We start from the raw sequence: 10576 nt of genomic DNA, 5'->3' as shown, positions 1-10576 counted from the left end.
CTCCGACGGTAATCGCGCCGGTTACCGAACCATTGACGTTCAGGATATCGATGACGGTCGCATTGTCATCATTGATCAAGTTGCCGTACTGGTCCTCAATGCGCGCGGTGAATGCGCTCCATGAGGCGCCGGCAGTCTCGATGTTACCGTTGGGATTCGTTCCGAACACGACTCGATCGGGTGCGGCATGGCCGACGGTCACGCTCAGGCCGCTGACCGCGCTGTTGTCCAGGGTCGAGCCCGTATCGTCGAAGACAATGGTGAAGGTCTCGGCGGTGTCGTAACTGATGTCACCGGGATTGGTCATGGAGAAGGTCGCCAGACCGGCCACACTCGTCACCGTATCCACCGAGCCACCCACCATCTGGAAATTGTCCGTCGCACCGGCAAGTGGAGCGATCTTGATGTCAAGGTTGGTCAGCGTCGCACGGTTGCCGAAGGCGTCCTCGAGTTCGAGAACGACATCGCCGCCCATGTCACCAACCCAGGGATCGCCCGCGATCTGCGCGGCATCGGGAGCCTCAAGGTAGACCAGAGCGGCGGCCGGCGCCGGGTTCACGGTGATCGCCGGAACTGCGTCGGTAATGAGCCGCGTCGCTGAGGCTTCGAGGTCGATGGTGCGCGGGCCCAGGTCGCCGATCGTGTCGACGTGCAGGTCATCAAAGGTCGCGATGCCGCCAACCGCAGCGCGGCTGAGCGTGCCCAGAATGGCGCCGGGCGCGGTACCGCCCACCTTGGTGATGGTCACCGTGTTGGTGGCGTTGGTGACGAGGTTGCCATCGATGTCGCGGATTTCCACGGTAATCGACTGGACGTTGCTGAATGCCTCGCCTGTTTCGACAGCACCGGGCTGGTTCGTCACGACGAGCTCATAGGGACCGACCACGTCGTTGGGAGCAATAAAGATGTCCGCGGCGCCATTCACATCGCCCGCGACGAGCTGCGTCGCCGTGCTGCGGAAGGCCACGTAGCGGCCGTCCCCCGAAAGCGAGGGCTGGTCGCTGTTGTTGGAGCCCAGCACGCCGTCGGCGCTCTGGGAAATCAACGTCGTGTGCCGCGTCGCGCCCATGGCCATGCGGTCATGAACGAACACGTCGCGCGCGACATTGGTATCGAGCGGCGGCGAAAAGGGAATGGCTGTCGAATCGGACTCGAAGACCACGTAGCGACCGTCCCAGCTGATCTGCGGCCAGCGGCTAGCGGCACCAGCAAGTTCCGTCACACCGTCTTCGGCAACACTCACGCGCGTGGTCGTCATACCGCCGATATCACGCACGAACACGTCGCGCGCGTTACTGGTATCAACGCCGGCGCCAAGCAGGTTGGTTGCAAGCGATTCGAAGGCGACAAGCGTGCCGTCGCTGTTGATCGAGGCGTTGATGCTTTCACCATTGCCCACCACGGCCACGCCGCCGGTCTGGTAGCTGACAAGGGTCAGGGTCGGCGGGGTCTCGTCGAAGACGCCGTTGCCGTCGATGTCGCGGTCGGCGACGTAGATGTCGCGGCCGGTGGGATCGGCGCCGCCGAGCAGGTCGGCGTCGGATTCAAAAGCGACGTAGCGACCGGTGGCCGAGAGGTCGGGGTCGTAGCTGCTCTGGTTGAGGGCCGATTCGGCGCCCGTGAGCGTCACGACGCTCATGCGGCGCGTCACGCCCGTCACCTGATCATGGACGAAAACGTCCCAGGCATTGTTGGTGTCGAGGCGCTTGAGCGCGAACTCGATGTCCGCGGCGGCGCTGGGCGCGACGCCCAGATCCAGCGTGGTAAAGATGCCGGTATTGAAATCGAACGTGCCGGTGCCGCCATCGTCACAGATGATGTTGGTCAGTACAACCGCATCCGAGTTCGTACAGGTCTTCACGCCTTCGGCGGTTTCATAACGAAGCTGCACGTTGCCGTTCTTCACGATGACCGGGAAAACTCCGCTGGCGCTGCCACCGAAATCAGTGGTGGTGCCGTCACCGACGGCGAGCACACCCTCAATCGGATCAAGGAAGTTCGTCGAGGACGACTCAAAGGCGATGTAGCGACCGTCGCCGGAGACGCTCGCGGCCTGGCTGGCTCCATTGCCCTGCAGGCCATTGGTTGAACGGCTCACGCGCGTGGTGGTTGCAAGCACGCGGTCACGAATGAACACGTCGCGGCGTGCGTTGGTGTCGGTGTTTGCAGCGATCAGGGTCGTCGCGTCGGATTCGTAGACAACGTACCGGCCGTCGGCCGAGATATCAGGCGTCGTACTCGATCCATCAGCAACAAAGAATTCAGGGATGTTGATGCGCTCCGTCGCACCCGCGATACGGTCCCGCACGAATATATCCCGGAAGGTGCTTCCGCCTGCCAGGTTTCCGGCAAGCGAGGAGAAGGCGGTGAAGCGACCGTCATAGGAGATGGACGGCAACTCACTGCCCGAATCGCCGCCGAAGGTGGCGTTAACGATGGCTTCCTGCAGGCCGGGGCCCACGCGCACGTTGATATTACCGGAATTGAGCGGCGGAATGCTGTCGGTCGTTTCACGGAACTGCAGATCGATCTGCTCAACGGTGTCGTGAACGATGTCGTTGAAAGTTGCGACACCCTCTTCGAGCTGCCGCGTCGTGGTACCCGAGATGTTGCCGGTGCCCGTGCCGAGTGTCAGCTCGATCATCGAGGCGCTGTCGGTCGTAATCAGGTTGTCGAACTCGTCGATGAGCTGCACGGTAAAGTAGCTCATCACCGTGTTCTGCTGCGTTACACTGGGCGGCGATTTGGCGAACGCCAGATGATCGGGCCCGGCCGGCAAAATGGTCAGGGTCGCGCTGGCCGGGGTTCCGGTTGTAATCGCGAAGTTGACCAGAATGTCTTCGGCCACGTTGTAACGAAGGTCGTCGAACTCCGCGAAGCCATTCACCGGATCGGCTGTCAGGGTACCAAACAGGACGCCTGCCCCACCCACGACGCTCGCGGTCACTATAAAGGACGAATTTGCGGTCGTCTGGTTCCCATAGGCGTCCAGGATGCGCACGCGCACGCCGTTGCCCGGCGTGCCGTCACGGCTCCAGGGCTGCCCGGCGACTTCCGAAACGCGAAGTCCTTCGTTGGGAACGAAGGCGACCTGCGCCCCCTGGTTGGGCTGCACGCTCACCATGATGTCCTGAAGGGTGTTCGTATCAATCGGGGCCACGTCACCCACGAAATCGATGGCGTAAGTGCCCACCGTATCGCAGCGGAGGTCGTCGAAGGTTGCAACGCCATTCACAACCGGCTGCGTCAGGGTTCCCTGAAGCCCGCCAGGGCAGGTATCGCCCGCGCCGGTATCGATCGATGCCGTCACATTGGCAGGACCGGGGTCCGTGACATTCCCGAAAGCATCCACAACCCGGATCCTGATCGGATTGCCGATCTTCGTTGCGGTCTGGCCAAAGCTGTGCATATCATCGTCAAGATCGTCCCACGCGACGCCGGCGGTCTGCAGGCTCGCGGGGCCATCGTCGTCGAGTAGATTGGCACTGATCGACAGGCGATCGGCCGCGGCAGGCAGGAACGTCACCGTCGTCTGCAGGCTGGGGCTTGCAGGAAGGCCGCCACCGAATTCGGTCCCGATCACCACCGTCTCGGCGATGTCATAGACCAGGTCGTCGAATTCCGCGGTTCCGTCGGGAACAAGCGTCCCGTCCACAGTGCTCCGAATGAGCGTGCCCGTAAGAGTCGAGGTTCCCGTAACAATGCCGGTTGCCACCAGATTGTTCGCGTCGGGAACAATGTTCCCATATACATCGACCGCCTGCACCTGAATGGCAGGCGCGATGGGAACACCCACGACCTGCGGCGATGCCGGCGGCGTGATGTAGACGACACCCGCCGCGGAGTTCGGAGCCACCACAATGTTCGGGCTGAGGCTGGAGGCCAGACCGCCGCCACTGATGTCATTCGCCGAAAGAACCAGCGTCTCTGCAATTCGGCACTCGATGTTATTGAACGTCGCGATGCCATTGACGGCAATGCGCTGCGATGTGCCCAGAATGATTCCGCCGGTTGTGCACATACCGGAATCAAGCGTGACGCTCACCAGCGTGTCGGGCTGACCGACCACCAGATTGCCAAAGGCGTCCTGAATTTCAACGCTGAACGCATCCCATTGCACGCCGGCCTTCTGCAGCGTAATCATGGCCCCTACTGAGAAGCCCACCCGCACCGGGGCTGCCGGAGCAACCACCACCGATACGTTTTGTGTCAGAGAAGTATCGAGCGTGGCGCCCACATCGTCAAAAGCAACAGTAATGGTTTCCGCGCGTTCGTGGTTGATGTCGTCGAAGCTTGCAAGGCCGGCCACGACGGTGCGCGTCCGCGTCCCCATGAGGGATGAATCCGTGCCGCTCGCAACGCTGAGCTGCACCATCGTCGCGTTGTCACTAGTCGCGCGGTTGCCGAACTGATCGATCACTTCGATCAGCACATTGCCGCCCAGGTCGTCGCCGATCCAGTTCACGCCCGCAGTCGCAGTTGGCTCGGGGATGTCAGCCATGCGCAACGCAACAGCCGCATCATGGTTAATCGTAATCGGCGCACTGACCGGGAGAAGGAGGTTCGAGGAAGCCTGCGCGGTAATGGCGCCGGCCGTCTCGAACGAGAGATCATCGAAGGTCGCCACGCCGTTGACGGTTGTTCGGGTAACCGTACCGAGCAGCGGCCCGGCCCCCATCGGCGCACTCGTGATTGCAATCGTAACGGGAACCCCCGTGTCGGTAGCAGGCGCACCCAGCGTATCCAGGAGCTGCACCGTGATGGGGCCGCCGCCGCTGGTCCAGGTCTCGCCGGCGGTGTAACTGGCCTCCGGCGCGTCAACGAACGCAAGCTCGTAGGGACCACCCAGCGGGTTCGGAGACGAGAAGACATCCTTGATGCCGTTTATGTCGAAAATGGATGTGAGGTTGTTCGAAACGACAATTTGGTCATAGGAAATGTTCGTCGCGGCCGAAGCATAGGCCACGCGACGCCCATTCGGGGAAATCGCGGCGTCGGTACTGGCGGCGTTCGAGAGCGCCATGGACCGATCCAGGCTCGCGATCGCGGTGATTCCTGAAGCGAGGTCCCGGACGAAGATATCGCTGACGCCGTTGGTGTCGGCGCCGGCATCGAGGAGGGTCGTCGCCGTCGACTCGAAGGCGACGTAGCGCCCGTTTGCTGAAATATCGGGCTTCAGGCTGTCGGCATCACCAACCGCGCCCATCGTACTCACACTTACGCGGGTGATGGTAAATGCGGGCAGACCGCTCAGATCCACCATGAAGACATCACGCTGGGCAAAGCCGTCGCCGGCGTCGCCCGCCACCAGGTTCTCTGCAGTGGAGTCAAAGACAACCGTCATCCCGTCGTTGGAGATCTTCGCATTGAAGCTGTCGCCGTCGCCGCCATTGGCAGTCATCGCCGGCTCCGCGCTCAGACGCGTGACCGTGCTGTTTCCTTCGTCCAGCACCGCGTTGCCGTCAGGATCGCGGTCAAGAAGGAAGACGTCGCGGTTGCCCTCGTCGTCATTGGGCACGAGGTTGGTCGCATCAGACTCAAACACTACATAGCGTCCGCGCAGGGAAACATGGGGGTTGAGGCTGCGACCGTCAGCATCACCGCCACCCATGGCCTGGGTCAGGCGGAAGGTACGCTCATTGACCATGTCGTGCGCATACAGATCGGCAAAACCGTTTGCGTCCAGCGGCTGCACACGGGCTTCTAGATCAGCGCCCGCGAGCGGCGGCACGCCGAGATTGAGCGAAGTGAAGGTACCGGTGTTGAAATCAAATACGCCAGTCCCGCCATCGGTGCATTCAAGCAGGCTGCTGAGTGAGGCGGGATTCGTGCAGGAATACTCACCGCTTGCAGTGAAATAACGCAAATAGACATTGCCGGAAGCCCGGGAATCGACCGGGGAAACACCGACCACAGCGCCGCTGAAGTCTGTCTGCACACCGTCACCGACTCCGATGACCGTCTCGACCGGCTCCATCAGGTTGGTTGCCTTGCTCTCGAAGACAACCCATGAACCGTCGGGAGAGAGCGCCGGGTTGGTGCTCTCGTCGTCTGCCAGTGCATCATCGGTGCGCCGGCTTGCGAGCACGCTCTGCCCGGCAACATCCGTCGGACTGACGGGGGCAAAGATGTCGTAGACGTAAATATCTTTGACGCCATTGGTGTCAACCAGACTCGATGTGCCGAAGAAGTTGAGAAATGTCAGTTGCGCCTCGGTCTCGAACGCCATGTATCCCCCGTCCTCCGAGAGGTCGACGTTCGCGCCCGAACCACGGACGTTGAACCCGGTCTGGGCCGAAACCACGCCGAACTGGGAGCCGAGGAACTGGGCACCGAAGGGATCTACTGCATAATCGTGCAGCATCGTCGTTCGGAATCCGCTGGTGGTCAGAAGGATGTTCTGCGCCACGGATTCAAAGGCGACAAAACGGCCATCGGCGGAGAGTGCCGGCGCCGTGCTGAGGCCGTCACCGGTTTCGTAGTCCAGATTGCCGTCATTATCGAGATCCCTCTGGGGCTGGACCGCAGTAAAGCTCGACACGAATGTCTGAAGTCCCGGATCGACGAGAGTTGTCGACCGGCTCGAACGTGTCACGACGGCACCGACACTCGGGTTATCGGCCGTCAGCGATATGTCAAACACATCGCCAGCGTCGTAGGAAAGATCGTTGAATACGACGTAACCATTCTGCGCCGTGCGCAGAAGGGAGCCCATGAGCGATCCACTGCCCAGCCCAAGCTGCGCCTCGACAACGGTGGAGTTGTCGTCAATCGCAATATTGTTGAACTGATCGCGCAGTTCCAGACCAATGGCGCCGATGGTCGAACCCCGCGCCGTTTCCGCAGGCGGCTGCTGCACGATTGTCATCACCTGCGCGGGCGCATTACGCACATCTACGGGCAGGTTGTCGAGAATCAACTGACCGGAGCTCGAGCCCACCACACTGGTCAGGCGCATGAAGATGCGCTCGGCAACGCGGTAACTCAGATTGTCGAGTACAACCGAACCACCGACAAAGTCAGTCTCGAAACTGTTTGCAACATTTGTGTTGTTGTCCAGAAACAGATCACCGGTATTGTCGAACAGCTCCACACGAAGGAAATCGGGTGACTCGATGACGTCCACGGTCTGGCCCGAAGCGTCTTCGAGCTGAATTGTCAGGGAGGTCCAGTCCTCACCCGCGGTCTCGGTGAGCGGGAAGGGATTACTCGGCGTGATTCGGTAGCGAACCGGCGGACCGACCACGTTGACCATGACGCCCGTAATCGGGATCAGGCCCGGAGCGGTCACGGAGAATTCGATCGGCTCGGTTGCCGTGTAACGCACGCTGGTGAAATTCGCGATACCGACCTGGGGCACGGTGCTGCTCTGGGAATCAAATTGTCCGGTGCCACTGTCGAGTTGCAGGCTCACCTGGTTCTGGGCATCCAGGATCAGGTTGCCGAAGAAGTCCTGCACCTCGACCGTAAAGGCGCGCCAGGAAATGCCTACGATTTCCTGCGCCCGCGGCGCATCGCGGAACACCAGCTTGACCGGCGGACCGACGAAGCTGATGGACACACCGGTGATGTCGGGAAGCGAGGGATGCGTCACACTGAAGCCCACCACCTCGCCATAGGTATAGGAAATATCATCGAAGGTCGCGACACCCATGTTCGTAACAACGCTGGTCGAACCGGTAAACGTACCGTTGGGCGACGCGGGGCTCGTCTGGACGATGTCAATTTGGTCGGCCGCCGACTCAATGATGTTTCCGACCGAATCCTGGACTTCAACGGTGAAGGTATCGAGCGTCGTGCCCACCAGACCATTGGCCGAAGGAGGTGTACCGAACACGATTTGTGCCGGCGGTCCCACGTCCACGGTCACCATCTGGCCGAAAATCGGCGTCAGACCCGGAGAGGTCACGTTGAAGTAGACGTCCTCTGCCACGTTGTAGAGCAGATCGTCGAACGTGGCTTCGCCGGTTCCGGCGTTGTCGATCGCTGTTTGCGTAACGGTGCCAAGCAGCGTGCCACTGGCGCTGGTGAGCTGGAAGGTGACCGGACGGTCCATGTCGTACACGGGGTTCCCCGCGCAGTTGAGCATTTCAACCACGATGTTACCGGCACTGACAGACTGCCAGACCTGACCGGCCTGCTGCATCGGATCGGGCGCATCGCCCGCGCGGAACTGGAGCTGCGCGGCATTCATCTGCGCCGCCGCATTACATTCCGTGACGGATACCTGCGTTCCCAGACGCGGGGGCAGGATCGGGAAAAGAAGGCCCGAATCGACGTTGATCTCGATCGACTCGAAGGTGTCGTAGCTGATGTCGCCGAAGGTGGCGACGCCGTCGACCGTAGTCTTCGCGCAATCCACGCCCGGGCAGTTGACACCGCCCTCACGCAGGTTGCCGGTGCCAGTCTGCAGACTGACGCGGACATCGGCGACTTCGTCGGTCAAAACGGCTCCGAATGGATTCTGAACGGCCACGGTAAAGGGCGGCCAGTTGACACCCTCCGGCACAGTCGTCGGCGGACGCACGCCAAAGGCCAGCTTCGCCGGAAGCAACGGGTTGGGTACGACGGCGATATCGCTGACACCGTTGGTGTCGCCGCTTACCAGCGTGGCGACCTCGGTCTCAAAACCGATGTAGCGGCCATCCGAAGAAATGGCCGGCGCCAAGTTGCCCTGCGTCGTCGTGGCCGGACGCGCGCCCGTCCGGGTCACGCTGGCCAGTGCGACATCGAAATCGCTGGCATCATCGAACACGCCGTCTTCGGACACGTCGCGATCGAGGACATAGATATCCTGGGAGTTGATTGGATCGACCGGATCGAGATTCGTATTCGTCACGAACGCGAGGAAGCGGCCGCCGCCCGAGAGGACGAAGTCCGACATGTCGGTCGTGCCGATGAGCGCGCTGATATCGATACGCGCAATGTTGCCGGGCTGGTCGAAGAGCCCGGTATCGCCGATGTCACGGTTGAGGATGTAGACGCTTCCGGAATCGAGATAGACGATGTGGCGCCCGTCGTCACTGATACTGAATTCGTCGCTCTGGTCACCCACGACAAGCGTGGTCGAGATGTCGCCGAGTTCATCGAACACGCCGTCGTTCGAGACGTCGCGATCGTGAACGAACACACCGCCGGTCGCACCGGCAACCAGGTTCGTGTCGGAATTGCTGAAGACCACCTGGCGACCATCGGGCGTGATGCGCACGTGCGCGTCGCTGGAACCGCATCCGCAGGCACCGGGATCACCGGCATTGGTGATACTCATTTCCTGGGTTTCACCGAGCAACATGTCGCGCACGTACACGTTGCCCACGGTATCGCCGGCAAACGCAATGTAGCGCCCATCGAAGGATACATCGGCCTTGCTCACGCCGGCCACGTTGTTGCCACCGACGTTGAGGCTCACCGCCTCCGTCACCGCCATCAGGCGGTCGCGCCGATAGATCTGGCCCGTCGTGATGTCACGGAAGACGACGTAGCGACCGTTGCCCGAAATCTCAGCGCCGGGATCGGTCCCCAGGTTGGAGAACTGGCCGCCGGCGGGCGGCAGGCTCACACGTTCGGTCGTGCCGTTGAAGCGGTCGCGCACAAACACATCGATCGCGCCGTTGGTATCGCCGGCCACCAGATTGCCCGCCCGCGAGGTGAAGGCCACAAAGCGACCATCCACCGAAAGGCTCACGTCACCGTTGCTGGCATTGTTGGCCAGCGCCTCAGCCGAGTCGACACTGGCAAGGGCGACTTCGATGCCCGAATATACGGTGGGCTCGACATTGATTGTTGCCGTGTCGGCGTTCAGGTCGGGAGGCATGATATCGGGCGCGGGATCGTCCACCGTCACCATGAAACTTGTGCCGACCGTCAGTTTTGCGCTCGGGACATAGACGAGGTCGTCGAATACTGCGACGCCGCCGACAACCGTCCGCATGAGCGTTCCCTGCAACTCCGCCGGACCGGACAGCGTCACGATCGTGCCATTGTCCGAACCGATCCGGGTTCCGCTTGCCGTCTGAACTTCGACGACGATCGCCGGAATGGTCTGGTACTCGCTGATGACAGAGGGCGGACCATGGGTGAACGCCAGATTGAACGGCACCAGCGGATCGACCGTCAGGCCGAAGCGCGGCATCGGTTCCTGAAGCGAGCCCGAAGTCAGAACAATCGTAATCGGTTCGGCGACGTTGTAACTGATGTCCGTGAATTCCGCGATGCCGTTCTCGGCACACTTTGTGGTCGTGCCCAGAAGCGTGGAGCTGGCACCGACATCCAGAGAGAGCGTCACGCAGTTGGTTGCATTGGGAATGACGTTGCCGTCGAGGTCCTGGATCTCAACGGTAAAGGTCGGCCAGACCGCGCCTTCATCGACCATATTCGGCGGGAAGACATCGTAGCCGAGCTGGTACGGCCCAAGCAGCGGGTTGGGCGCACGGAAAACATCAATGAATCCGTTTGCAGTGGGCACCACCAAATTGCTCGCTGCGGAATGGAACGTGATATAACGGCCATCTCCTGAAATGAAGGGAATGTTGCTGGCTGCATCACCCTGGGCGCTGTCGGTGTTCAGGCTCACCCG

Annotated in this window: 1 protein-coding gene; it reads right to left on the bottom strand. The window is 61.4% G+C overall.

Annotation, left to right across the window (positions count from 1 at the left end; translation table 11 throughout):
* Positions 1-10465, bottom strand: a 10465-nt coding sequence (locus KDH09_07825) for a PD40 domain-containing protein (protein MCB0219585.1), incomplete at its 3' end; no start/stop codon positions are given.
* Between the last annotated feature and the right edge of the window lie 111 nt (positions 10466-10576).

Source organism: Chrysiogenia bacterium (assembly GCA_020434085.1).
Taxonomy (GTDB): Bacteria; JAGRBM01; JAGRBM01; order JAGRBM01; family JAGRBM01; genus JAGRBM01.
Note: the sequence above shows the minus strand (reverse complement) of the source record. Positions and strands in the feature narration are given on the sequence as shown.